The organism is Quadrisphaera sp. DVD1 (genome assembly GCF_058932755.1).
In genome coordinates, this window is record NZ_JBZYWI010000015.1 from 1 (window position 1) to 24,781 (window position 24,781).

The following is a 24,781-nucleotide window of genomic DNA, read 5'->3' on the forward strand; positions in this document are numbered from 1 at the left end:
TGGCCCCCGGCGGAGTGCCCGACGAACGCGGTCCGGTCCAGGCCCAGGGCGTGCTCGGCCGCCGCCCGGCCGAGCAGGTCGACGGCCGCCGCGACGTCCGCGAGCGTGCCCGGCCAGCCCCCGCCGTCGACCCCGGTGGCCCGGTAGTCGATGTTCCACACCGCCCACCCGTCGGCGAGCAGGCCGGGGACCAGCGGGTCCTCCAGGGAGCGGTCGTGGCCGGGCTGCCAGTAGCCGCCGTGCACCAGGACCGCGGTGCGGCTGGGGACGGCCCCCTCCGGCAGCCACAGGTCCGCGACCTGCGCCTCCGCCTCGCCGTAGCGGTACTGCTCGGTCGGTCCGGCCACAGCCGCCTCCTCGTCCTCGCGCCCGCCCTGGGCGGCCGAGCACCCCGTCAGCGCCAGCAGCGCCAGCGCACCGCCCCGCAGCACGCGCCGCCGGGTCACGGCAGCGGGGTCGGGAGCGCGCACGCTCGGCACGCTAACGGCGGGTGGACGCTCGCAGCGAGCCGGTGGCGCGCGGGCGACGGTCCTCGACCTGGCGCAGCACCTCTGCCATGGTCGTGTGCATGATCGAAGCGACAGGACTCACCAAGCGGTACGGGGGGAAGGTGGCGGTCGACCACCTGACCTTCACCGTCCGCCCCGGCGCGGTCACCGGCTTCCTCGGCCCCAACGGCGCCGGCAAGTCCACGACGATGCGGCTCATGCTCGGTCTCGACCACGGGGAGGGCCAGACCCTCTTCGACGGCAAGCGCTACGACGAGCTGCGCCAGCCGCTGCGCCACGTCGGTGCGCTGCTGGAGGCCAAGGCGTTCCACCCCACGCGCTCGGCGCGCAACCACCTGCGGATGATGGCCGCCGGCTCCGGCGTGGCGACCTCCCGCGTCGACGAGGTGCTCGAGGTCGTCGGGCTGACGTCGGTGGCGAAGGCGAAGCCGAAGGGGTTCTCCCTGGGCATGGGCCAGCGCCTGGGCCTGGCCGCCGCGCTGCTGGGCCAGCCGGACGTCCTCATGCTCGACGAGCCGGCGAACGGCCTCGACCCGCAGGGCATCCACTGGCTGCGCTCGTTCCTGCGCAGCTACGCCGCGTCGGGGCGCACCGTGTTCGTCTCCAGCCACCTGCTGTCGGAGATGCAGCTGATGGCCGACCACCTCATCGTCGTCGGCAAGGGCCGGATGATCGCCGACACCCCGGTCGCCGACTTCGTCGCGGCGTCCGCGCGCAGCGCTGTGATCGTGCGCAGCCCCGGTGCCGAGCGCCTCGGCGCAGCCCTGCGCGCCCGCGGCGCCCAGGTGCAGGTCGAGGACGACGGCGCCCTCGCGGTGACCGGCCTGGAGCAGGCAGCGGTGGGCGACGCCGCGCTCGCCGAGGGCGTCGCGCTGCACGAGCTGAGCACCCGCAGAGCGAGCCTGGAAGAGGCGTTCATCGAGATGACCGGCCAGTCCGAGGAGTTCCAGGGCCTGCCCGACGCGGCCGTGGCCGCCGGCGGCGCCTCCACCACGGGGGTCGCCCGATGAGCGACGCGCTGAAGTACGAGTGGACCCGGCTGCGCACCCTGCGCTCCACCTGGTGGCTGCTGGGCACGAGCCTGGTGGTCTCGGCGGGCGTCGCGGCGCTGTTCGCGCAGTTCGTCGACCAGCCGGACGGGTTCCTGGTCCCGGCCCTGACCGGGCTGGCCAGCCAGGCGATCCCGGTCACCGGCATCCTCATGGGCCTGGTCGGCGCCTTCGCCATCGGCCACGAGTACCGCTACGGCACCATCCGCGTCACGCTGCCGGTGGTGCCGCGGCGCGAGGTGCTGCTGCTGGCGAAGGTGCTCGTCGTGGCCGTCTGGTCGGTGCTGGTGGCGGCCGTGAGCCTGGCCGTGGCCTACCTCGTGGTGGCCGCCTGGCCGGGCTCGACCCTCCTGGACGACCCGATCAGCGACAGCACCGTCAACCGCGTCCTCGTCGGGTACGTGCTGCTCACGCTGATCTACGCGATGGTCGGGATGGCGCTCGCAGGCCTGCTGCGCAACCTGCCCGGAGCGATCGTCCTCCTCATCGTGTGGCCGCTGGTCATCGAGTCGATCCTCACGGGGATCACCCTGATCCCCGCCCTGAACGGCCTGCAGGACGAGACGCGGTTCCTCCCGTTCTACGCGGGCCAGCAGCTGGTCGCGACCGGACCCGTCGAGGGGAACCCGTTCCCGGTGACGGGCCCCTGGGAGGGCGGCGCCATCTTCGGCGGGCTGGCCCTCGTGCTGCTCGTCGCGTGGGCGGTGTTCTTCCGCCGCCGGGACGCCTGAGGCGCACCGCAGGACAGCCAGACGCGCGAGGGCCCCGGGAGGACGTCCCGGGGCCCTCCTGCGTCTCGCTGGTGGCTCAGCGGTAGTTGACGAACTGCAGCGCCACGTCGAGGTCGGAGCCCTTGAGCAGCGCGATGACCTCCTGCAGGTCGTCGCGGCTCTTGGCCGACACCCGCAGCTCGTCGCCGGTGATCTGGGTCTTGACGCCCTTGGGGCCGGAGTCGCGGACGATCTTGCCGATCTTCTTCGCGTCCTCCTGGCTCAGCCCCTCCTTGAGCGTGGCGTCGATCCGGTACTCCTTGCCGCTCAGCCGCGGCTCGCCGGCATCGAGGGCCTTGAGGGAGATGCCGCGCCTGATGAGCTTGGTCTGCAGGACGTCCAGGACGGCCTTGACCCGCTCCTCGCTGTTGGCGGCCATGGCGATGGTCTCGCCGCTCCAGGCCACCGAGGCGCCGACGCCCTTGAAGTCGTAGCGCTGGGTCAGCTCCTTGGCCGCCTGGTTCAGGGCGTTGTCGACCTCCTGGCGGTCGACCTTGCTCACGACGTCGAACGACGACTCGCTGGCCACGGGTGCTCTCCTCCGGTCGGGTGGGCTGGTCCCGACCGGGTGGTCGGGGTTGCTATCGTTGCTCCCAGCGGCAGGTTGCCCGAGCGGCCAAAGGGAGCTGACTGTAAATCAGCCGGCACAGCCTACGCAGGTTCGAATCCTGCACCTGCCACTGCGCGGCGGGTCTGCACGGCCCTCCTCCGAGGGCCGTGTAGGCTGCTGCGCGCCGCCCCGATAGCTCAGTCGGCAGAGCGTCTCCATGGTAAGGAGAAGGTCTAGGGTTCGATTCCCTATCGGGGCTCTGAACGCCGGTGCGCGCCACCTCCTGGTGGCGCGCACCGGAGCCCGGCGGGGTAGCTCAGGTGGTAGAGCAAACGGCTCATAATCGTTGTGTCGCGGGTTCAAGTCCCGCCCCCGCTACCGCCCCCCCGGTCGTCCGCGCCTGCGCGCGGTCCGCCGGGGGTGACGACGTCCGCGTACGATGTCCGCAGAAGGCGTGCTTGGGTCCCCGGCGCGCGACCCGCACGAGAGAAGGCTGACCCGTGGCCAGCAAGACCGCCGACGTCCGGCCCAAGATCACCCTCGCCTGCACGGAGTGCAAGGAGCGGAACTACATCACCAAGAAGAACCGGCGGAACGACCCCGACCGGCTCGAGATGAAGAAGTTCTGCCCGCGCGACCAGCGCCACACGATGCACCGCGAGACCCGCTGACCCAGCGCTGCTGCGGCCGTCCCTCCTCCGAGGGACGGCCGCTTCGCCGTCTCCCCAGCCCCCGCCGAGCCCGGAGGTGACCGTGGCCGTCGACGCCGCGATCGTCGGACGCACCTACCCGCCCGACGACGTCTACGAGGTCGGCCGCGAGGTGCTGCGCGAGTTCGCCGAGGCCACGGCCGCCGGCAGCCGCCCCCACCCGGCGCACACCGACCCCGAGGCGGCCCGCGAGCTGGGGCACCCCGACGTCGTCGCCCCGCCCACCTTCGCCATCGTCGTGGCGCAGCGCAGCGACGCCCGGCTGATCGCCGACCCCGCGGCGGGCATCGACTTCAGCCGCGTCGTGCACGGCGAGCAGCGCTTCACCCACCACCGCCCGATCGTGGCCGGTGACCGGCTGGTCGCCACGCTGCACGTCGACTCGGTGCGCAGCATGGCCGGCAACGACCTCGTGACCACGCGCAACGAGATCGCCACCGAGGCGGGGGAGCCCGTGTGCACCGCCGTGTCGATGATCGTCGTGCGGGGTGCCGCGTGAGCGCCGCGGGCGCGCCCCGGCTCGCCGACGTCGAGGTCGGCCAGCAGGTGGGGGCCGCGAGCATCCACCTCACCCGGGCCGACCTGGTCCGCTACGCCGGCGCCAGCGGCGACCGCAACCCGATCCACTGGGACGAGCGGACCGCGCAGGCCGTCGGCCTGCCCGACGTCATCGCCCACGGGATGCTCACGATGGCCGACGCCGTGCGCGTCGTCGTGGACTGGTGCGGCGACCCCGCGGCGGTGGTCGACTACGGCGTGCGCTTCACCGGTCAGGTGCCGGTGCCGCACGAGGGCGGCGCCGTCCTCGAGGTGGTGGCCGTGGTCGGAGCGGTGGACGCCGAGGCGGGCACCGTCCGCGTCGACCTCACCGCCACCAGCGGGGGCGCGCGCGTGCTCGGCCGCGCCCGCGCCACGGTCCGCCTGCCCTGACCCCCCGGTCAGGGCGCGGGAGCGGTCGTCGTCCCGCGGCGCACCCGCACCGGCAGCTGGACGTCGTCCGGCTGCTCGCCGCGCAGGAGCGCCGCCACCAGGCGCCCGGCGGCCCGGCCCTTCTCGGTCGCCGGCTGCTCGACGGTGGTGAGCACCGACTCGCCCAGCCAGGGCGTGGCGATGCCGTCGAAGCCGGTCACGGAGAGGTCCTCGGGCACCCGCAGCCCGAGGCCGCGCGCGGCCTGGACGACGCCGACGGCGAGCACGTCGGACTGCGCGAGCACCGCGGTGGGCCGCCGCTCGGCCGGCAGCGGGCGCCCCTCGGCGTCCGCGAGCAGCTCGCGACCGGCCCGCTCGCCCTCCTCGCGCTGGTTGCCCGCGCACTCCCAGACCGCCGCGGGCGCCAGGACCTCCTCCACGCCCTGCAGGCGCAGCCGGCAGTCGTCGTAGCCGGGCCCCGCCCGGCGCGCCGCGTCGAGCCAGCCGCGCCGCCCGTCGAGCTGCCACGGCAGGGCCACCACCGCCACCCGCCGGTGGCCGAGGCCGGTCACGAGGCGGGCCACCACGGCGCTGGCGCCGCGGTTGTCGATGTCGACCAGGTGCACGGCCGGGTGGTGCGGGCCCTCGATCCCCACCACCGGGACGCGCCGGCGCAGCAGCAGGTCCAGCGTCGGGTCGGCCGGGCCGCCGCAGGTCGCGTACACCGCGGCGTCCAGGGGCACCTGGGCCACCTGCACCGCGCGGCGCTCGTCCTCGGCGCCGCTGAGCAGCAGCAGGGCGCCGCCGAGCGCCTCCACCTGCTCGGCCAGCCCGTCGAGCACCGCGACCGCGTGCGGGTCGGCGAACGCGTAGCCCAGCCGCTCGCCGACGATCACCCCCACGACGCCCGACCGCCCGCGGCGCAGGGACCGGGCCAGCGGGTCCGGGCCGGTGTAGCCGAGCTCGGCAGCGGCCTCGAGCACCCGCTCGCGGGTGCCGTGGGCCACGCGCGCGTCGCCGGCGAAGGACAGCGAGGCGGTGGACGCCGAGACGCCGGCGCGCGCCGCCACCTCGCGCAGCGTCGGGCGGCGCGAGAGCCCTGAGGGTGCGGCTTGACCGTCGGCAGGCACTGCGCCACCCTAGTCATCGAATCGTTTCGACCGAGCGTCGAACCGATTCGACCGCCTCGCGCGACCTCGTCGTCGCCCCGATCCGCACAGGAGCGCCGTGTCCCTCGCGCCCGCGCCCGAGCGCTCCGCCGTGAGCGCCGCGCGCACCGCCGTCTTCGTCACCTTCGCCCTCAACGGCTTCACCTTCGCCTCCTGGCTCTCCCGGCTGCCCGAGACCCGCACGGCCCTGGGGCTCACCGCGGGGCAGCTCGGCGTCGTCCTGCTCGTCGGCGCCATCGGCTCGGTGGCCTCGCTGCCGCTGGCCGGTGGAGTGGCCGCGCGGCTCGGCACGGCGCGGGCGGTCACCGTCGCCGGGCTGACCATGCTCGTCCTCACCGTCGGTGCCGCCTCGGCCGCGCACCTGCTGCACTCGGCGGTGCTCACCGCCGCGGCCCTGCTGCTGGCCATGTCCGGCACCGCCGTCTGGGACGTCGCGATGAACCTCGAGGGCGCCGAGGTCGAGCGGCACTGGGGCCGCAGCACCATGCCGGCCTTCCACGCCTCCTTCAGCCTCGGCACCGTCGCCGGCGCCGCGGGCGGCGCGCTGATGGCCTGGCTCCGCGTGCCGGTGCCCGCGCACCTGCTGGGTGCGGCCGTCCTGGCCGGCGTCGCGCTCGTGGTCTCCTCCCGGCGCTTCCTGCCGCTGCCGCCCCAGGCCCCCGCCTCGGACCCGGCCGCCCCGGCGGCTCCCCGCCGCTCGGCCCTCGGCGCCTGGGCGGAGGGCCGCACGCTGCTCATCGGCGTCCTCGTCCTCGCCGCGGCCTTCACCGAGGGCACCGCCAACGACTGGCTCGCCATCGCCCTGCGCGACGGCTACGGCGCCAGCCCCGCCGTGGGCGCCCTGGGCTTCGCCGCCTTCGTGGCGGCGATGACCCTGGCCCGGCTGCTCGGCACCCGGGCGCTGGACCGGTGGGGCCGGGTGCCGGTGCTGCGCGTCACGATGCTGCTGGCCCTGGTCGGCTCGGTGCTCACCGTCTTCGGCGGCTCCCTGCCCCTGGCCTTCGCCGGGGCGCTGGTGTGGGGCGCGGGCGCCTCGCTGGGCTTCCCGGTCGGCATGAGCGCCGCGGCCGACGACCCCCTGCGCGCCGCCCAGCGGGTCAGCGTGGTCGCCACCATCGGCTACACGGCCTTCCTCGCCGGCCCGCCGCTCATCGGGTTCCTCGCCGACCACCTGGGCAGCACGCTGCAGGCGCTGCTCGTCGTCGCTGCCGTGGCCGTGCCGTCGCTGCTCGTCAGCCGGGTCGCCGCACCGCCCGAGCCGGCGCAGGGCCCGGCGCGGGACTCGGCGCAGGACTCGGCGCAGGACTCGGCGCAGGACTCGGGGCGGGCCCCGGCGCGGAGCGCCGCGGACGCCTAGCCTGGTCGCTCGTGAGCGCCCCCAGCACCTCCTCGACCGCCCCGGCCCTGGCCGGCCTGACCACCCTGCGCGTGGGCGGCCCGCCGCGCCGCGCCGTGGTGGCCACCACCCGCGCCGAGCTGGTGGACGCCGTCGCGGCCGCCGACGCCGCGGGCGAGCCGGTGCTCGTCGTCGGCGGCGGTTCGAACCTGGTCGTCGCCGACGAGGGCTTCGCCGGGACGCTGGTGCTCGTGCGGACCCGCGGGATCGAGCGCGAGTCCGCAGACGCCTGCGGCGGTGTCTTCGTGCGCGTGGCGGCGGGGGAGGACTGGGACGCCCTGGTCGCCACCACCGTGGCGAACGGGTGGTCCGGGCTGGAGGCGATGTCGGGCATCCCCGGCTCCACGGGCGCCACCCCGGTGCAGAACGTGGGCGCCTACGGCCAGGAGGTCTCCGACACCCTCGCCAGCGTGCTCACCTGGGACCGGGTCGAGGGCCGCCTGCGCACCTTCGCCGCCGCCGACTGCCGCTTCGGCTACCGCACGTCGCGCTTCAAGGCCGAGCCCGGGCGCTACGTCGTCCTCGAGGTCGTCTTCCAGCTGCGCGAGGCGGACCTGTCCGCGCCCGTGCGGTACGCCGAGCTGGCGCGCGTGCTGGGCGTCGAGGTCGGCCGGCGCGCGCCGCTGGCCGCCGTCCGCGAGGCCGTGCTCGGGCTGCGCCGCGCCAAGGGGATGGTCGTCGACGCCGACGACCCCGACACCTGGAGCACCGGGTCGTTCTTCACCAACCCGGTGCTGGACGCCGAGGCGGCCGCCGCGCTGCCCGAGGGGGCCCCGCGCTTCGACGCCGGCGGCGGGCGCACCAAGACGAGCGCCGCGTGGCTGGTGGAGCACGCCGGCTTCCCGCGCGGCACGGGCCTGCCGGGCCCGGCCTCGATCTCCACCAAGCACACCCTCGCGCTGACCAACCGCGGCGGCGCCAGCGCAGCCGACGTCCTGGCGCTGGCGCGCGAGGTGCGCGACGGCGTCCGCGAGCGGTTCGGCATCGAGCTGGTGCCCGAGCCGGACCTCGTCGGCTGCGCCCTGTGAGCTAGCGGGCCTCGCCCAGCAGCGCCTGGATCCGGCTCACGCCCTCGACCAGGTCGTCGTCGCCGAGGGCGTAGGACAGGCGCAGGTACCCGGAGGGGCCGAAGGCCTCGCCCGGCACCACCGCCACCTCGGCCTCCTCCAGGAGCAGCTCGGCGAGCTCGGCCGAGGTGCTCGGCGTCCGGCCGCGGATCGTGCGGCCCAGGACGCCGTGCACGCTCGGGTAGGCGTAGAAGGCGCCCTGCGGCACGGGGCAGACCACGCCGTCGATCTCGGAGAGCATCGAGACCATCGTGCGGCGGCGGCGGTCGAACGCCTCGCGCATCGTCAGGACGGCGTCCAGGTCGCCGGTCAGCGCCGCGATCGCGGCCCGCTGCGAGACGTTGGCGACGTTCGAGGTCAGGTGCGACTGCAGGTTCGTGGCGGCCTTCACGACGTCGCGCGGCCCGATCAGCCAGCCGACCCGCCAGCCCGTCATCGCGTAGGTCTTGGCCACCCCGTTGAGCACCAGGGTGCGGTCGGCCAGCTCGGGCACCTCCACGGGCAGCGAGGCGGCTGCCGCGCCGTCGTAGACGAGGTGCTCGTAGATCTCGTCGGTGATCACCCAGAGGCCGGCCTCGGCCGCCCACCGGCCGATCTCGCGCACCCGCTCGACCGGGTACACGGCGCCCGTGGGGTTGGAGGGGGAGCAGAAGAGCAGCACCCTGGTCGCGGGCGTGCGCGCGGCCTCGAGCTGCTCGACGGTGACGAGGTAGTCCTGATCCTCCCCGGCGAAGACCTCCACCGGCACCCCTCCGGCCAGGCGCACGGCCTCGGGGTAGGTGGTCCAGTACGGCGCGGGCAGCAGCACCTCGTCGCCCGGGTCCAGCAGGGCGGCGAAGGCGGTGTAGACCGCCTGCTTGCCCCCGTTGGTGACCAGCACCTGCTCCGGCTCGACGGCGTAGGCGGAGTCGCGCAGCGTCTTGGCCGCGATCGCCGAGCGCAGCTCGGGCAGCCCCGCGGCGGGGGTGTAGCGGTGGTTGGCCGGCACGCGGCAGGCGGCCGCGGCGGCCTCGACGATCGGCTCGGGGGTCGGGAAGTCGGGCTCCCCGGCGCCGAAGCCGATCACGGGGCGCCCAGCGGCCTTGAGGGCCTTGGCCCGCGCGTCCACGGCGAGCGTCGCCGACTCGCCGATGGCGGCCAGGCGGGCGGAGACGCGGCGGGTGGAGCGGGGGGCGCTGGGCGTGGTCACGGCTGGAGATCCTCCCACTGCTGGCCGCCGCCCGCCCGACCGCGCGGGCGGCGGTTCGACCTCGGCGGTCCCGAGGCCGTATGCTCGCAGGGTCGGTGGTCCCGTGCTGCCCGCGTCCAGGCACCCGGTGCCGCGTCGCGGAGCGCCCGGAGCCGCTGAAGGGCAGTGGCGCAATTGGCAGCGCTCCGGTCTCCAAAACCGGCGGTTGTGGGTTCGAGTCCCACCTGCCCTGCGGACAGGCGAGCGACAGGCGTGAGCACGGACGACCAGCAGAGCGGAGCGGGAGAGCGGTGACCGAGACCCGAGCGGGGGCGACCCCGGCGCCCTCGGCGCGCCGTCCCGGGCCGTTCGCCCGGCTCGCGCTGTTCCTCCGCCAGGTCCTCGCGGAGCTGAAGAAGGTCGTGCGGCCGACCCGCAACGAGCTGGTCACCTACACGTCGGTGGTCCTGGTCTTCGTGGCCGTGGTCATGCTCTACGTCTCGGTCCTCGACCTGGCCTTCGGGCAGCTGGTGCTGTGGGCCCTCGGCGGAGGCGGCTGACCGCACCGCCCGCCCACCCCGCCGTCCGCACCACCACCCGGCCGCCCGGAAGACCCCGGCAGCACCGGAGGAAGCAGGTCCCCCCGCATGTCTGAGCAGCACGAGGACGCCGTCGGCGCCGTCGACCTCGAGATCGAGGCCGACGAGACCGTCCCCGCCACCGTCGAGCCGAGCGCCGAGCCCGTCCAGGGCGCCGACGCGCCCGCGGACGACGCCGACGCGGCGGACGACGACGCCGAGGTCGACCCGGTCGAGGAGTTCAAGGCCCAGCTGCGCAGCGCGGTCGGCGACTGGTACGTCATCCACTCCTACGCCGGGTACGAGAACCGCGTGAAGGGGAACCTGGAGAACCGGATCTCCAGCCTCAACATGGAGGACTACATCTTCCAGGTCGAGGTGCCCATGGAGGAGGTCCGCGAGATCAAGAACGGCCAGCCCAAGCTGGTCCGCCGGGTCCGCATCCCCGGGTACGTGCTCGTGCGGATGGACCTCACGGACGAGTCCTGGGGCGCCGTCCGGCACACCCCCGGCGTCACCGGCTTCGTCGGGCACACCCACCAGCCCGTGCCCCTGAGCATGGACGAGGTCTTCTCCATGCTCGCGCCCTCGCTGGCGCCCAAGGAGGCCAAGCCCAAGGCCGCCCCGGTCACCGAGGTCGACTTCGCGGTGGGCGAGTCCGTCACCGTCATGGAGGGTCCCTTCGAGACCATGCCGGCGACCATCTCCGAGATCAACGTGGACCGCCGCACCGTGCAGGTCCTGGTCTCGATCTTCGGCCGCGAGACGCCGGTCGAGCTGTCCTTCGGCCAGGTCGCCAAGATCTGACCTCGCGCCACCCGCACAGCCCCACCGCCCGCGCCGGACTGCCGCCCGGCCACCGCACAGAGGAACTGACATGCCCCCCAAGAAGCGGGTCTCCGGACTCATCAAGCTCCAGATCAACGCCGGTGCTGCCACCCCCGCGCCGCCCATCGGCCCGGCGCTGGGCCAGCACGGCGTCAACATCATGGAGTTCTGCAAGGCCTACAACGCCGCGACGGAGTCCCAGCGCGGCAACGTCGTGCCGGTGGAGATCACCGTCTACGAGGACCGGTCCTTCACCTTCATCCTCAAGACGCCGCCCGCGGCCGAGCTGATCAAGAAGGCGGCCGGCGTCGCCAAGGGCTCGGGCACCCCGCACACGACCAAGGTGGCCAGCCTGACCGCTGACCAGGTGCGCGGGATCGCCGAGCAGAAGATGGCCGACCTCAACGCCAACGACGTCGACGCCGCGATGAAGATCATCGCCGGCACCGCCCGCTCGATGGGCATCACCGTCCAGGGCTGAGCCGCCCCGCACCACCAGCACCGCCCAGCACCGCCCAGCACCACCGTGGGAGGGCCGACCGGCCCGCCTGACCACACGACGAGGAGCGCACCGTGAAGCACAGCAAGGCCTACCGCGCCGCGGCCGAGAAGATCGACCGCGACGAGCTCTACAGCCCCCTGGCCGCCGTCCGCCTGGCCAAGGACACCTCGGTCACGAAGTGGGACGCCACCGTCGAGGTCGCCTTCCGCCTCGGCGTCGACCCCCGCAAGGCCGACCAGATGGTCCGCGGCACCGTCAACCTGCCGCACGGCACCGGCAAGACGGCCCGCGTGCTCGTCTTCGCGACCGGCGCGCGCGCCGAGGCGGCCGAGGCCGCCGGCGCTGACGTCGTCGGCGGTGACGAGCTCATCGAGCGCGTCGCCGGCGGGTTCCTCGACTTCGACGCCGCCGTCGCCACGCCCGACCTCATGGGCAAGGTCGGCCGCCTGGGCCGCGTCCTCGGCCCGCGCGGTCTCATGCCGAACCCCAAGACCGGCACCGTGACGATGGACGTGGCCAAGGCGGTCACCGAGATCAAGGGCGGGAAGATCGAGTTCCGCGTCGACAAGCACTCGAACCTGCACTTCGTCATCGGCAAGACCTCCTTCGACGAGGCCCAGCTGGTGGAGAACTACGCGGCCGCCCTCGACGAGGTGCTGCGGCTCAAGCCGGCCTCCTCCAAGGGCCGCTACGTGCAGAAGGCCACCATGGCCACGACCATGGGCCCGGGCGTCCCGGTCGACCCGGCGCGCACCCGCGACCTGCTCGAGGACGTCGCCACCGCCTGACCAGCGCACCACCACGACGCCGGCCGTCGTCCCCTCGCGGGGGCGGCGGCCGGCGTCGTCACGCCCGGTCGTGAGGCGAGCACCCGAGGTGATCTGGGTGATCTGGCATGATCCCAGCGTGCAGCCGCCGCTCCCCGCCCCCGGCGCGCTGGACGGCGCGGCGAGCAGCGCCGTCGCGGCGCCGGTCCAGCGCGCGGGCGACGACCTGCTGCGCGTGCTCCTCGTCGAGGACGACGAGGGCGACGCCTTCCTCGTCCAGGAGCTCCTCCAGGACGCCCCCGTCCCCATCGACGTGGTGCACGTGCGCTCCCTCGCGGACGCCCGGCCGGAGCTGGCGAGGGGGTGCAGCTGCGTGCTGCTCGACCTCGGGCTGCCCGACGCCTCGGGCCTCGACGCGATCGCCGGGGTCCTGGCCAGCGCCGGCACGGCCGCCGTGGTCTGCCTCACCGGCTCCGACGACGAGCAGCGCGGCGCGGCCGCGGTGGCCGCGGGAGCGCAGGACTACCTCGTCAAGGGCACCGTGGACGGCGCCCTGCTGCACCGGGCCATCCGCTACGCCGTCCAGCGCCGCCGGGCCGACGAGCAGGCGCGCCAGCTCGTGGCGACCCGGCTGCGGGCCGAGGAGAACGCGCGCCTCGAGCGCGGGCTGCTGCCGCTGCCGGTCACCCGCGACCCGCGCGTGTCGGTGACCACGCGCTACCGGCCCGGCCGCGGCGCGCTGCTGGGCGGGGACTTCTACGACGTGGTGGAGGTCGCCGACGGCACGCTGCTCGTGCTCGTCGGGGACGTCGCCGGGCACGGGCCCGACGAGGCCGCGCTCGGGGTGTGCCTGCGGATCGCCTGGCGGACCCTCGTGCTGGCCGGCACGCCGGTGGAGCGGCTGCTGCCGGTGGTGGAGGACGTCCTGGTGCGCGAGCGCCGCAGCGAGGAGGTCTTCACGACGGCGGTCATGCTCTCCGTCGCCCCGGACCGCCGCTCGGCGCTGATGTGGTCCGCCGGCCACCCCGACCCGGTGCTCCTGGACCCCGTGCCCCGCCAGCTGCCCGAGGCCGACCACGGCCCGGCCCTGGGCCTGTTCCCGGGCGGCGAGTGGCACCCGCGCCACCTCGACCTGCCGCCCGCCTGGCGCCTGCTGCTCTTCACCGACGGGCTCATCGAGGGCTGGGACGGCGCGGGCGCGGAGCGGCTGGGCGCCACCGGCCTCGAGCGCGTGCTCGCCGAGGTCGGCGCGGGCGACGGGGGAGACGCGGCGCTGCTCGACCGCGTGCTGGAGCGGGCCGGCGCGCTCAACGGCGAGCCGCTCTCCGACGACGTCGCCGTGCTCCTCGTCGCGGCCACCACCGAGGGCGCGGAGTGAGCGCGGGGGCGGCCGTCGCCGCTCCGGGGCGCTCGTGGAGCCTGCGCCGGCGCCTGGGCGCCGTCGCCGCGGCCGTGGGCCTGCTGCTGCTCGCCGTCGTGGGCGCCTCGGTCCTGCAGCTGCTGCAGGTGCGCGAGCACCAGCAGCGGGTCACCGACGACTACTACGACGCCGTCACGCTCAGCCAGACGCAGTTCACGTGGCTGGTCGACGCCCAGAACGCCGTGCGCGGCTACGCCCTCACCCGCGACCCCGCGATGCTGGCACCGCTGGACGCGGGTGACCGCAACGAGCTCGCGAGCCGCCAGGTCGAGGCCGCCCTGGCGGGTGACGAGGAGTCCCTCGCCGCGCTGGAGCGCGCGCGGGCCAGCGCCCGCCGCTGGTTCACCGAGTGGGCGCAGCCGGCCATCGACAGCACCACCGCGGGCAGCACGCTGACCGCGGACGACTTCACCGAGGGCAAGGCGCTCTTCGACGCCGTCCGCGCGGACTACGAGGGCTACCTCGGCGAGCTGCGCGAGCACCGGCTCGTGGCCAAGGCCCAGCTCGAGGACAGCACCGGCCTCCTCTTCAGCGCGGTCCTGCTGAGCGCGCTGGTCGCCGGAGCCTCCGCGCTGGGCCTGTGGCTGGCGCTGCGGCGCTGGGTGCTGCGCCCGGTGCACGAGCTCGCTGCCGAGACCCGCCTGGTCGGCGACGGAGACCTGGCGCACCCCGTGGCGGGCCACGGGCCCCGCGAGCTGCTGGCCCTGGCGGCGGACGTGGAGACCATGCGCCAGCGCCTCGTGGCGCAGGTCGAGGCCGCCGAGGCCGCCTCGCGGGAGCTCGACGCCGCGCACCGGCGCCTGGAGCAGCGCAGCGAGGACCTCGCGCGCTCGAACCGCGACCTCGAGCAGTTCGCCTACGTCGCCTCCCACGACCTGCAGGAGCCGCTGCGCAAGGTCGCCAGCTTCTGCCAGCTGCTCCAGAAGCGGTACGGCGGGCAGCTGGACGACCGGGCCGACCAGTACATCGACTTCGCGGTCGACGGCGCCAAGCGCATGCAGCAGCTCATCAACGACCTGCTCACCTTCTCGCGCGTGGGCCGCTCGGCCCCGGCCGCCGACGGGGCCCACCCCACCGCCGACCTGGCGGAGTGCCTGCGGCGAGCGCTGGCCTCCCTCGAGACCGCCGTCGAGGAGTCCGGCGCGGTGGTCACCGCCGACCCGCTGCCCGTCGTGCCCGGCCAGGCGGGGCTGCTCACCCAGCTGCTGCAGAACCTCGTGGCCAACGCGGTGAAGTTCGCGGCCCCCGACCGCGCGCCCCGGGTGCACGTGGGCGCCCGGCGCCTGGCCGAGGGCGACTGCTGGGAGCTCTCGGTCTCCGACAACGGCATCGGCATCGCGCCGCAGTACGCCGAGCGCGTCTTCGTCATCTTCCAGCGGCTGCACGCGAAGGAGGAGTACGGCGGCACGGGCATCGGCCTGGCGCTCTGCAAGCGCATCGTCGAGCACCACGGCGGTGCGATCTGGCTCGACACCTCCGCGGAGCAGGGCACCACCATCCGCTGGACGCTGCCCGCGCAGCCCGAGGGCGCGCCCTCGGCGGCCGGCGCACCTGCCGGGGCCACGGCGGTCCCGGGGACACGACGGGCGCTCACGCCTGGAAGGACGGACGTGGATGCCTGAGACTGCAGAGGTGATCGAGGTGCTGCTCGTGGAGGACGACCCCGGTGACGTCCTCATGACGCGGGAGGCCTTCGAGGACCACAAGGTGGCGAACACCCTGCACGTGGTGGGGGACGGCGTCGAGGCGCTGCAGTTCCTGCGCCGGCAGGGCCCCCACGCCGAGGCCCCCACCCCGGACCTCATCCTGCTCGACCTCAACCTCCCCAAGATGGACGGCCGCGAGGTGCTCGCCGAGCTCAAGTCCGACCCCGACCTGCGCCGCATCCCCGTGGTCGTGCTCACCACCTCCGAGGCGGAGGAGGACGTGCTGCGCAGCTACTCCCTGCACGCCAACGCCTACGTCACCAAGCCGGTGGACTTCGACCGCTTCGTGCAGGTCGTGCAGCAGATCGACGACTTCTTCGTCTCCGTCGTGCGCCTGCCCAGGCGCTGACCGGGGCACCCTCGGGGGCCGTGTAGTCTGGTACCGCCGAAGACCGCCGGTCGCCACCCACCAGGGTGGCCGAAGGCCCCGCAGCGCGGGCGTCCAGCGCAGGTGTGACCGAGACCGACGTCCAGCCCCGTCCGCGGGCCTGGGCTGCGAGCCCCGAGCGCCCCTGCGCCGGGGCTCTCGTCGTGTCCGGGACCCTCTGCACCGGCACCCACGAGGGAAGGAGGGTCATGGCCAGGCCAGACAAGGCGGCAGCAGTCGCCGAGCTCACGGACCGCTTCCGCGGCTCCACCGCGGGCGTGCTGACCGAGTACCGCGGGCTGACCGTCGCCCAGCTCAAGGAGCTGCGCCGCTCCATCGGCGAGCACGGCAGCTACGCGGTCGTCAAGAACACCCTGACCGCCATCGCGGCCAAGGAGGCTGGTGTCGACGCGTTCGAGGGCCAGCTCTCCGGCCCGACGGCGATCGCGTTCATCACCGGTGACCCGGTGGAGGCCGCGAAGGGGCTGCGCGCGTTCGCCCGCACCAACCCCCAGCTGGTCATCAAGAGCGGGTTCCTCGAGGGGCGCGCGCTCACGGCGGCCGAGGTCTCCAGCCTCGCGGACCTCGAGTCCCGCGAGGTGCTGCTGGCCAAGCTGGCCGGCGCGATGAAGGCGTCGCTCACGCGCGCCGCGTACCTGTTCAACGCGCCGCTGTCCAAGGCCGTCCGCACCGTGGACGCCCTGCGGGAGAAGCAGGAGTCCGCAGCGCCGGCCTCCGCCGCCGCGCCCGAGGCCTCCTCGGAGGCCACCCCGGAGGCCGCGGCCGCCGAGGTCCCCGCCGAGGCCTGAGGCCCCGGCAGCACCAGCACCACCCGCCAGACCCCCACACACCCGTGCACCACCCCAGCGAGGAGGACGCCACCATGGCGAAGCTCAGCACCGACGAGCTGCTCGACGCGTTCAAGGACATGACGCTGATCGAGCTGAGCGAGTTCGTGAAGAAGTTCGAGGAGACCTTCGAGGTCACCGCCGCCGCTCCGGTCGCGGTCGCCGCGGCCGGCGCCGCTGGTGGCGCCGGTGGCGCCGCCGAGGAGGCCGAGGAGCAGTCGGAGTTCGACGTCGTCCTCGAGGCCGCCGGTGACAAGAAGATCCAGGTCATCAAGGAGGTGCGCGCCCTCACCAGCCTCGGCCTGAAGGAGGCCAAGGACCTGGTCGACGGCGCTCCCAAGCCCGTCCTGGAGAAGGTCGCCAAGGACGCCGCGGAGAAGGCCAAGGCGCAGCTCGAGGGCGCTGGCGCCACCGTCTCCGTCAAGTGAGACCGGGCGCCGACCGGCGCCCACCCCGCACCGCACCGACGGCGCCGCTCCCCCTCGGGGGAGCGGCGCCGTCGGCGTTCCACCGCCGTCCCGCCGCCGCCCGGCGCGCCGGGCGCGCCGCTGCTTGACGGGCGGGGCCCTGCCAGTCATGCTCGTGCCGACAGCGGGCCCCGGCGCCCGGAGCACCGCGATCGATGGGGATCGCAGGAGCTGCTCCTCGGCCGCTGGACTTGTGCGTTCCCGCCCGGTAAGGTAAATCCTTGCGCAAACCCCTGCTTCCGCCTCGACACCGGCTCGTCACCGGCTAGGGGCTGCTCGGCTTGCCTCCGCACCGTCCGCAGGACCGTGGAAGGACTCCTCTTGGTCGCCTCGCGCACCTCGCTCCGCCCCAGCACCAGCTCCACCGCGGCTCACCGCCGCGTCTCGTTCGCGAAGATCCGCGAACCGCTCGACGTCCCCGACCTCCTCGCCCTCCAGACCGAGAGCTTCGACTGGCTGCTCGGCAACGAGCGCTGGCGCGCCCGGGTGGCCCAGGCGCAGACCGCCGGCGAGGTCCCCGACACCTCGGGCCTGGAGGACATCTTCGAGGAGATCTCTCCGATCGAGGACTTCTCCGGCTCCATGTCGCTGTCGTTCCGCGACCACCGGTTCGAGCCGCCCAAGTACTCCCTGGAGGAGTGCAAGGAGCGGGACATGACCTACGCGGCCCCGCTCTTCGTCACGGCCGAGTTCATGAACGCCACCACCGGCGAGATCAAGAGCCAGACGGTGTTCATGGGCGACTTCCCGCTCATGACCCCTCGCGGCACCTTCGTCATCAACGGCACCGAGCGCGTCGTCGTCTCGCAGCTCGTGCGCTCCCCGGGCGTCTACTTCGAGCGCTCGGTCGACAAGACCTCCGACAAGGACGTCTACACCGCGAAGGTCATCCCCTCGCGCGGCGCCTGGCTCGAGTTCGAGATCGACAAGCGCGACATGGTCGGCGTGCGCATCGACCGCAAGCGCAAGCAGTCCGTCACGGTGCTGCTCAAGGCGCTCGGCTGGACCGACTCCCAGATCCTCGAGGAGTTCGGCCAGTTCGAGTCGATCCGCGCCACCCTGGAGAAGGACAGCACCACCGGCCAGGACGACGCGCTGCTCGACATCTACCGCAAGCTGCGCCCGGGCGAGCCGCCGACGCGCGAGGCGGCCCAGACGCTGCTGGACAACCTGTACTTCAACCCCAAGCGCTACGACCTCGCCAAGGTCGGCCGGTACAAGCTGAACCGGAAGCTCGGGCTGGAGGAGCCGCTGAGCGCCGGCACGCTGTCGGTCGCCGACATCGTGGCGACGATCCGCCTGCTGGTCACCCTGCACGACGGCGGCAGCACCATGAAGGGCCGCCGCGGCGGCGTCGACACGGACATCCGCGTCGAGGTCGACGACATCGACCACTTCGGCAACCGCCGCCTGCGCGCGGTCGGCGAGCTGATCCAGAACCAGGTGCGCACCGGGCTGTCCCGGATGGAGCGCGTGGTCCGCGAGCGGATGACGACCCAGGACGTCGAGGCGATCACGCCCCAGACCCTGATCAACATCCGTCCCGTGGTGGCCTCCATCAAGGAGTTCTTCGGGACCAGCCAGCTGTCGCAGTTCATGGACCAGACCAACCCGCTCGCCGGTCTGACCCACAAGCGCCGCCTGTCCGCGCTCGGCCCGGGCGGCCTGTCCCGCGACCGCGCCGGCATGGACGTCCGCGACGTCCACCCCTCGCACTACGGCCGCATGTGCCCGATCGAGACCCCGGAGGGCCCGAACATCGGCCTCATCGGGTCGCTGTCGAGCTACGGGCGGATCAACCCCTTCGGCTTCGTCGAGACCCCGTACCGCAGGGTCGTCGACGGCCAGGTCAGCGACGAGGTGGACTACCTCACCGCTGACGAGGAGGACGAGCACGTCATCGCGCAGGCCAACGCCCCGCTGACCGAGGACCTGCGCTTCTCCGAGGCCCGCGTCCTCGTGCGCGCCAAGGGCGGCGAGGCCGAGTTCGTGCCCGCCGACGAGGTCGACTACATGGACGTCTCCCCGCGCCAGATGGTGTCGGTGGCGACGGCGATGATCCCGTTCCTCGAGCACGACGACGCCAACCGCGCGCTCATGGGCGCCAACATGCAGCGCCAGGCCGTGCCGCTGGTGCGCTCCGAGGCGCCGCTGGTCGGCACCGGCATGGAGCTCCACGCGGCGGTCGACGCCGGTGACGTGGTCGTGGCCGAGAAGCCGGGCGCCGTCACCGCGGTCTCGGCCGACGCCGTGACCGTCGCCAACGACGACGGCACCTCGAGCACCTACCGCCTGGCGAAGTTCCGCCGGTCGAACCAGGGCACGTCCTACAACCAGCGCGTGCTGGCCGTCGAGGGCGAGCACGTGGACGCCGGCGCGGTCCTGGCCGACGGCCCCTCGACCGACCAGGGCGAGCTGGCCCTCGGGCGCAACCTGCTCGTGGCCTTCATGCCGTGGGAGGGCCACAACTACGAGGACGCGATCATCCTCAGCCAGCGCATCGTCCAGGACGACGTCCTCTCCTCGATCCACATCGAGGAGCACGAGGTCGACGCCCGCGACACCAAGCTGGGCCCGGAGGAGATCACCCGGGACATCCCCAACGTCGCCGAGGAGGTCCTCGCCGACCTCGACGAGCGCGGGATCATCCGGATCGGTGCGGAGGTCGTCCCCGGCGACATCCTCGTCGGCAAGGTGACGCCCAAGGGCGAGACCGAGCTGACCCCCGAGGAGCGTCTGCTGCGCGCGATCTTCGGCGAGAAGGCGCGCGAGGTGCGCGACACCTCCCTCAAGGTGCCCCACGGCGAGTCGGGCACGGTCATCGGCGTGAAGGTCTTCGACCGCGAGGACGGCGACGAGCTGCCCCCGGGCGTGAACCAGCTGGTCCGCGTCTACGTGGCCCAGAAGCGCAAGATCACGGACGGCGACAAGCTCGCCGGGCGCCACGGCAACAAGGGCGTCATCTCCAAGATCCTCCCGGTGGAGGACATGCCGTTCCTCGAGGACGGCACCGCGGTCGACATCGTGCTCAACCCGCTCGGCGTGCCGGGCCGGATGAACGTCGGCCAGGTCCTCGAGCTGCACCTGGGCTGGATCGCCAAGCAGGGCTGGAAGATCGAGGAGGGCGCCGAGTGGGCCGTCCACGTGCCGGAGGTGGCCCGCGAGGTCGCCCCGGGCACGCCGGTCGCCACCCCGGTGTTCGACGGCGTCTCCGAGGACGAGATCACGGGTCTGCTGGACTCGACGATCAAGACCCGCGACGGCGTCCGCCTGGTCGACGGCTCGGGCAAGGCCCGGCTCTTCGACGGCCGCTCCGGCGAGCCGTTCCCCGAGCCGGTGTCGGTGGGCTACATGTACATCCTGAAGCTCCACCACCTGGTCGACGACAAGATCCACGCCCGCTCGACCGGCCCCTACTCCATGATCACGCAGCAGCCCCTGGGCGGTAAGGCCCAGTTCGGCGGCCAGCGGTTCGGCGAGATGGAGGTCTGGGCGCTGGAGGCCTACGGCGCGGCGTACGCGCTGCAGGAGCTCCTGACCATCAAGTCGGACGACGTCCTCGGGCGCGTGAAGGTCTACGAGGCCGTGGTGAAGGGGGAGAACATCCCCGAGCCCGGAATCCCCGAGTCCTTCAAGGTGCTCATCAAGGAGATGCAGTCGCTGTGCCTGAACGTGGAGATCCTCTCCAGCGACGGCACGTCGATCGAGATGCGGGAGACCGACGACGACGTCTTCCGCGCGGCTGAGGAGCTGGGCATCGACCTCTCCCGTCGCGAGCCCAGCAGCGTCGAGGAGGTCTGACGGCCGCGGCACGACCTGCCCTCCGTCAGACCCGACACACCGCACCACTGAGCGAGAGAAGGAACCTCGTGCTCGACGTCAACTTCTTCGACGAGCTGCGCATCGGCCTCGCCACCGCCGACGACATCCGGACCTGGTCCCACGGCGAGGTCAAGAAGCCGGAGACCATCAACTACCGCACCCTCAAGCCGGAGAAGGACGGGCTCTTCTGCGAGAAGATCTTCGGCCCCACCCGGGACTGGGAGTGCTACTGCGGCAAGTACAAGCGCGTGCGCTTCAAGGGCATCATCTGCGAGCGCTGCGGCGTGGAGGTCACGCGCGCCAAGGTGCGTCGTGAGCGGATGGGCCACATCGAGCTCGCCGCTCCGGTGACCCACATCTGGTACTTCAAGGGCGTCCCCAGCCGGCTCGGGTACCTGCTCGACCTGGCCCCCAAGGACCTCGAGAAGATCATCTACTTCGCCGCCTACATGATCACGTGGGTCGACGAGGAGTCCCGCCACCGCGACCTGCCGTCCCTGCAGGCCCAGATGGACGTGGAGAAGAAGCAGGTCGCCGACCGCCGCGACTCCGACGTGGAGACCCGGGCCCAGAAGCTCGAGGCCGACCTCGCCGAGCTCGAGGCCGAGGGCGCCAAGGGCGACGCGCGCCGTCGCGTCCGGGAGTCCGCCGAGCGGGAGATGAACGCGATCCGCCGCCGCGCGGACGCCGAGATCGACCGCCTCGGGCAGGTCTGGGACCGCTTCGCCAAGCTCAAGGTCGCCGACCTCGAGGGCGACGAGATGCTCTACCGCGAGCTGCGCGACCGGTACGGGCTGTACTTCGAGGGCGGCATGGGCGCTGCGGCGATCCAGAAGCGCCTGGAGTCCTTCGACCTCGTGGCCGAGGCCGAGTCGCTGCGCGAGACCATCCGGTCGGGCAAGGGCCAGCGCAAGACCCGCGCCCTCAAGCGCCTCAAGGTCGTCTCCGCGTTCCTCACGACGACCAACTCGCCCCTGGGCATGGTCCTGGACGCCGTCCCGGTGATCCCGCCGGACCTGCGCCCGATGGTGCAGCTGGACGGCGGCCGCTTCGCGACCTCCGACCTGAACGACCTCTACCGGCGCGTGATCAACCGGAACAACCGGCTCAAGCGCCTGCTCGACCTCGGCGCGCCCGAGATCATCGTCAACAACGAGAAGCGGATGCTCCAGGAGGCCGTCGACGCGCTGTTCGACAACGGCCGCCGCGGGCGCCCGGTCACCGGCCCGGGCAACCGGCCGCTGAAGTCGCTGTCCGACATGCTCAAGGGCAAGCAGGGGCGGTTCCGCCAGAACCTGCTCGGCAAGCGCGTGGACTACTCCGGGCGCTCGGTCATCGTCGTGGGCCCGCAGCTGAAGCTGCACCAGTGCGGCCTGCCGAAGCCGATGGCGCTGGAGCTGTTCAAGCCCTTCGTCATGAAGCGCCTGGTCGACCTCAACCACGCGCAGAACATCAAGTCGGCCAAGCGCATGGTCGAGCGCGCCCGCCCCGTGGTCTGGGACGTGCTGGAGGAGGTCATCACCGAGCACCCGGTGATGCTCAACCGCGCACCCACCCTGCACCGCCTGGGGATCCAGGCCTTCGAGCCGCAGCTGGTCGAGGGCAAGGCCATCCAGATCCACCCGCTGGTCTGCACCGCCTTCAACGCCGACTTCGACGGCGACCAGATGGCCGTGCACCTGCCGCTGAGCGCCGAGGCCCAGGCCGAGGCGCGGGTGCTGATGCTCTCGAGCAACAACATCCTCAAGCCGGCGGACGGCCGCCCGGTCACCATGCCCACCCAGGACATGGTCATCGGCCTCTTCCACCTGACGTCCTCCGTCGAGGGCGGCGCGGGGGAGGGGCGGGTCTTCGGCTCGGTCTCCGAGGCCGTCATGGCCTTCGACGCCCGCGTGCTCGACCTGGGCGCCACCGTGCGCCTGCGGCTCCAGGGCATCGTCCCGCCGGCCGGCGCCGTCGTGCCCGAGGGCTGGGAGCAGGGCGACCCCCTGCTGCTCGAGACCACCCTGGGCCGGGCGCTGTTCAACGAGACGCTGCCGACGGACTACCGCTTCGTCAACGAGGTGGTGGACAAGAAGCGCCTGTCGACGATCGTCAACGACCTCGCCGAGCGCTACCCCAAGGTGCAGGTCGCCGCGACCCTCGACGCCCTCAAGGAGGCCGGCTTCCACTGGGCGACCCGCTCGGGGACGACGATCTCCATCTCCGACCTCGTCTCGCCGGACCACAAGCAGGCGATCCTCGAGAAGTACGAGGCGCGTGCCGAGAAGGTCCAGCAGCAGTACGAGGCCGGTCTGATCACGGACGACGAGCGCCGCCAGGAGCTCATCGAGATCTGGACGCTGGGCACCAACGAGGTGGCCGAGGACCTCGAGGCCTCCATCGACCCGAAGAACACCATCTACCGGATGGTCACCTCGGGGGCGCGAGGCAACTGGATGCAGATGCGCCAGATCGGCGGCATGAAGGGGCTCGTCGCCAACCCGCGCGGCGAGATCATCCCCCGCCCGGTGAAGTCCAGCTTCCGCGAGGGCCTGTCCGTGCTGGAGTTCTTCATCTCCACGCACGGCGCCCGCAAGGGCCTGGCCGACACCGCGCTGCGCACCGCCGACTCCGGGTACCTCACCCGGCGCCTGGTGGACGTCTCCCAGGACGTCATCGTCCGCGAGGACGACTGCGGCACCGAGCGCGGCCTGACCCTGCCGATCGCCACGCAGGACGCCACCGGCGTCCTCCGCAAGATCGACACCGTCGAGACCAGCGTCTACGCCCGCACCCTGGCGACGGCGGTGGAGGTCGACGGCCAGGTGGTGGCCGAGGCCGGCGCCGACGTCGGCGACGTGCTCATCAACGACCTGGTCGCCCAGGGGGTGACCGAGGTCAAGATCCGCTCGGTCCTCACCTGCGAGTCCAAGGTCGGCACCTGCGCGCTCTGCTACGGCCGCTCCCTGGCCAGCGGCAAGCTCGTGGACATCGGCGAGGCGGTCGGCATCATCGCCGCCCAGTCGATCGGCGAGCCCGGCACCCAGCTGACGATGCGCACCTTCCACGTCGGTGGTGTGGCGTCCGAGGGCGGCGACATCACGCACGGCCTCCCGCGCGTGCAGGAGCTGTTCGAGGCCCGCACCCCCAAGGGCCAGGCCCCGATCGTCGAGGCCGCCGGCCGCGTCACGATCGAGGACGCCGACCGCACCCGCCGGATCGTCGTCACCCCCGACGACGGCTCGGAGGAGATCGCCCACCTGGTGACCAAGCGGGCCCGCCTGCTGGTCGCCGACGGCGAGCACGTGGAGGTCGGGCGCCAGCTCATCGCCGGGTCGGTCGACCCCAAGCAGGTGCTGCGCATCCTCGGCCCCCGCGCCGTGCAGAAGCACCTGGTGGACGAGGTCCAGCGGGTCTACCGCAGCCAGGGCGTGGGCATCCACGACAAGCACATCGAGGTCATCGTGCGGCAGATGCTGCGCCGCGTGACGATCATCGACTCCGGCGACGCCGAGCTGCTGCCCGGCGAGCTGGCCGAGCGCTCCCGGTTCGAGACGGAGAACCGCAGGGTGGTCGCCGAGGGCGGCACCCCGGCGGCCGGCCGTCCCGAGCTGATGGGCATCACCAAGGCCTCCCTCGCCACGGAGTCCTGGCTCTCGGCGGCCTCCTTCCAGGAGACCACCCGGGTGCTCACCGAGGCGGCCCTCAACGGCCGCAGCGACCCCCTGCTCGGGCTCAAGGAGAACGTCATCCTGGGCAAGCTCATCCCGGCCGGCACGGGCCTGTCCCGCTACCGCGACGTGCAGGTGGAGCCGACCGAGGAGGCCAAGGCCGCGATGTACGCGGTCCCCGGCTACGACGACACGGACTACGACGGCTACTTCGGTGCCGGCGCGGGCCAGGCCGTCCCGCTGGAGGAGTACGACACCGGCGGCTACGGCCGCTGAGCACGACCCCGTCGGGTGCCACCGGCCGCCGTCTCCGCTCCTGCGGGGCCGGCGGCCGGTGCCCTGCTCGGGCTGCTTTGACGCTGCTGGTCACACCGGCGTACCCTGGGGGAGAGCCCGGGCGCGCCCGGGCCCTCGTGCGCCAGGGCCGCCATCGGCCCCGGTGACCGGCGGGCGACACGCCCGACCACGGGGGCCACGGCCCCGGACAGCCGGCAGCACCTCGGTGCCAGCCCCGGCCTGACCGCAG

General features: G+C 73.3%; 22 protein-coding genes and 4 tRNA genes. 22 read left to right on the forward strand and 4 right to left on the reverse strand.

Going from position 1 to position 24,781, the window contains the following annotated elements:
• Nucleotides 1-470 (reverse strand): alpha/beta hydrolase (locus tag AC5FZL_RS03020; protein WP_493617089.1); only part of this gene is annotated, 470 nt, incomplete at its 3' end.
• A 98-nt stretch (nt 471-568) separates the two neighbouring features.
• Between AC5FZL_RS03020 and AC5FZL_RS03025 the strand changes: the two genes are divergently transcribed.
• Nucleotides 569-1,519 (forward strand): ABC transporter ATP-binding protein, encoded by a 951-nt coding sequence (locus AC5FZL_RS03025; protein WP_493617090.1) that lies wholly within the window; start codon nt 569-571, stop codon nt 1,517-1,519.
• Complete coding sequence (locus AC5FZL_RS03030; RefSeq protein ID WP_493617091.1) at nt 1,516-2,289, forward strand: ABC transporter permease; 774 nt, start codon at nt 1,516-1,518, stop codon at nt 2,287-2,289. The genes AC5FZL_RS03025 and AC5FZL_RS03030 overlap by 4 nt, the downstream gene beginning before the upstream one ends.
• Nucleotides 2,290-2,365: 76 nt before the next feature.
• On the opposite strand, the gene AC5FZL_RS03035 is transcribed toward AC5FZL_RS03030, so the two are convergent.
• Nucleotides 2,366-2,857, reverse strand: a complete 492-nt coding sequence (locus tag AC5FZL_RS03035; protein WP_493617092.1) for a YajQ family cyclic di-GMP-binding protein — start codon at nt 2,855-2,857, stop codon at nt 2,366-2,368.
• Between the two features lie 69 nt (nt 2,858-2,926).
• Here AC5FZL_RS03035 and AC5FZL_RS03040 point away from each other — a divergent pair.
• From AC5FZL_RS03040 to AC5FZL_RS03065, 6 genes are all read left to right on the forward strand, one after another.
• A tRNA-Tyr gene (locus tag AC5FZL_RS03040) sits at nt 2,927-3,008 on the forward strand.
• A gap of 56 nt (nt 3,009-3,064) precedes the next feature.
• Nucleotides 3,065-3,137: transfer RNA gene (locus AC5FZL_RS03045), tRNA-Thr, on the forward strand.
• A gap of 46 nt (nt 3,138-3,183) precedes the next feature.
• Nucleotides 3,184-3,256 (forward strand) — tRNA-Met (locus AC5FZL_RS03050).
• Between the two features lie 122 nt (nt 3,257-3,378).
• On the forward strand, nt 3,379-3,549 hold the full coding sequence (gene rpmG / locus AC5FZL_RS03055; protein ID WP_493617093.1) for a 50S ribosomal protein L33: 171 nt from the start codon (nt 3,379-3,381) through the stop codon (nt 3,547-3,549).
• An 82-nt stretch (nt 3,550-3,631) separates the two neighbouring features.
• Entirely contained in the window at nt 3,632-4,087 is a 456-nt protein-coding gene (locus AC5FZL_RS03060; RefSeq protein ID WP_493617094.1) for an FAS1-like dehydratase domain-containing protein, read from the forward strand.
• On the forward strand, nt 4,084-4,518 hold the full coding sequence (locus AC5FZL_RS03065; RefSeq protein WP_493617095.1) for a MaoC/PaaZ C-terminal domain-containing protein: 435 nt from the start codon (nt 4,084-4,086) through the stop codon (nt 4,516-4,518). Before AC5FZL_RS03060 ends, AC5FZL_RS03065 begins: the two co-directional genes overlap by 4 nt.
• Nucleotides 4,519-4,526: 8 nt before the next feature.
• Here the strand turns inward: AC5FZL_RS03065 and AC5FZL_RS03070 are convergent, their stop codons facing one another.
• Nucleotides 4,527-5,567 (reverse strand): LacI family DNA-binding transcriptional regulator, encoded by a 1,041-nt coding sequence (locus AC5FZL_RS03070; RefSeq protein ID WP_493617096.1) that lies wholly within the window; start codon nt 5,565-5,567, stop codon nt 4,527-4,529.
• Between the two features lie 157 nt (nt 5,568-5,724).
• Here AC5FZL_RS03070 and AC5FZL_RS03075 point away from each other — a divergent pair, with 157 nt between their 5' ends.
• Together AC5FZL_RS03075 and AC5FZL_RS03080 are read left to right on the forward strand one after the other, a co-directional pair.
• Nucleotides 5,725-7,023, forward strand: coding sequence for an MFS transporter (locus AC5FZL_RS03075; protein WP_493617097.1), 1,299 nt, complete (start codon nt 5,725-5,727; stop codon nt 7,021-7,023).
• An 11-nt stretch (nt 7,024-7,034) separates the two neighbouring features.
• Nucleotides 7,035-8,090, forward strand: a complete 1,056-nt coding sequence (locus AC5FZL_RS03080; protein WP_493617098.1) for a UDP-N-acetylmuramate dehydrogenase — start codon at nt 7,035-7,037, stop codon at nt 8,088-8,090.
• A 1-nt stretch (nt 8,091) separates the two neighbouring features.
• Here AC5FZL_RS03080 and AC5FZL_RS03085 read toward each other — a convergent pair whose 3' ends face one another.
• Complete coding sequence (locus tag AC5FZL_RS03085) at nt 8,092-9,318, reverse strand: pyridoxal phosphate-dependent aminotransferase (RefSeq protein ID WP_493617099.1); 1,227 nt, start codon at nt 9,316-9,318, stop codon at nt 8,092-8,094.
• Between the two features lie 159 nt (nt 9,319-9,477).
• On the opposite strand from AC5FZL_RS03085, the gene AC5FZL_RS03090 reads away from it, so the two are divergent.
• From AC5FZL_RS03090 to AC5FZL_RS03145, 12 genes are all read left to right on the forward strand, one after another.
• Nucleotides 9,478-9,550: transfer RNA gene (locus AC5FZL_RS03090), tRNA-Trp, on the forward strand.
• Between the two features lie 58 nt (nt 9,551-9,608).
• On the forward strand, nt 9,609-9,857 hold the full coding sequence (gene secE / locus AC5FZL_RS03095; protein WP_493617100.1) for a preprotein translocase subunit SecE: 249 nt from the start codon (nt 9,609-9,611) through the stop codon (nt 9,855-9,857).
• 87 nt (nt 9,858-9,944) lie between these two features.
• On the forward strand, nt 9,945-10,682 hold the full coding sequence (gene nusG / locus AC5FZL_RS03100) for a transcription termination/antitermination protein NusG (protein ID WP_493617101.1): 738 nt from the start codon (nt 9,945-9,947) through the stop codon (nt 10,680-10,682).
• Between the two features lie 70 nt (nt 10,683-10,752).
• Nucleotides 10,753-11,184 carry a 50S ribosomal protein L11 gene (rplK, locus tag AC5FZL_RS03105; protein WP_493617102.1) on the forward strand — a complete coding sequence of 144 codons (432 nt, stop codon included), beginning with the start codon at nt 10,753-10,755 and terminating at the stop codon, nt 11,182-11,184.
• 92 nt (nt 11,185-11,276) lie between these two features.
• Nucleotides 11,277-11,993: a 50S ribosomal protein L1 gene (gene rplA / locus AC5FZL_RS03110; RefSeq protein WP_493617103.1), complete on the forward strand. Its 717-nt coding sequence runs from the start codon at nt 11,277-11,279 to the stop codon at nt 11,991-11,993.
• A gap of 118 nt (nt 11,994-12,111) precedes the next feature.
• Nucleotides 12,112-13,350 carry a PP2C family protein-serine/threonine phosphatase gene (locus tag AC5FZL_RS03115; protein WP_493617104.1) on the forward strand — a complete coding sequence of 413 codons (1,239 nt, stop codon included), beginning with the start codon at nt 12,112-12,114 and terminating at the stop codon, nt 13,348-13,350.
• On the forward strand, nt 13,347-15,014 hold the full coding sequence (locus tag AC5FZL_RS03120) for a sensor histidine kinase (protein WP_493617105.1): 1,668 nt from the start codon (nt 13,347-13,349) through the stop codon (nt 15,012-15,014). The genes AC5FZL_RS03115 and AC5FZL_RS03120 overlap by 4 nt, the downstream gene beginning before the upstream one ends.
• Entirely contained in the window at nt 15,007-15,447 is a 441-nt protein-coding gene (locus AC5FZL_RS03125; protein WP_493617106.1) for a response regulator, read from the forward strand. Before AC5FZL_RS03120 ends, AC5FZL_RS03125 begins: the two co-directional genes overlap by 8 nt.
• A gap of 227 nt (nt 15,448-15,674) precedes the next feature.
• Entirely contained in the window at nt 15,675-16,274 is a 600-nt protein-coding gene (gene rplJ / locus AC5FZL_RS03130; protein ID WP_493617107.1) for a 50S ribosomal protein L10, read from the forward strand.
• A gap of 74 nt (nt 16,275-16,348) precedes the next feature.
• Nucleotides 16,349-16,741: a 50S ribosomal protein L7/L12 gene (rplL, locus tag AC5FZL_RS03135; RefSeq protein ID WP_493617108.1), complete on the forward strand. Its 393-nt coding sequence runs from the start codon at nt 16,349-16,351 to the stop codon at nt 16,739-16,741.
• 360 nt (nt 16,742-17,101) lie between these two features.
• A complete protein-coding gene (gene rpoB / locus AC5FZL_RS03140; RefSeq protein ID WP_493617109.1) occupies nt 17,102-20,581 on the forward strand; it encodes a DNA-directed RNA polymerase subunit beta in 3,480 nt (1,159 codons plus the stop codon).
• A 68-nt stretch (nt 20,582-20,649) separates the two neighbouring features.
• Nucleotides 20,650-24,531: a DNA-directed RNA polymerase subunit beta' gene (locus tag AC5FZL_RS03145; RefSeq protein WP_493617110.1), complete on the forward strand. Its 3,882-nt coding sequence runs from the start codon at nt 20,650-20,652 to the stop codon at nt 24,529-24,531.
• Nucleotides 24,532-24,781: the final 250 nt, after the last annotated feature.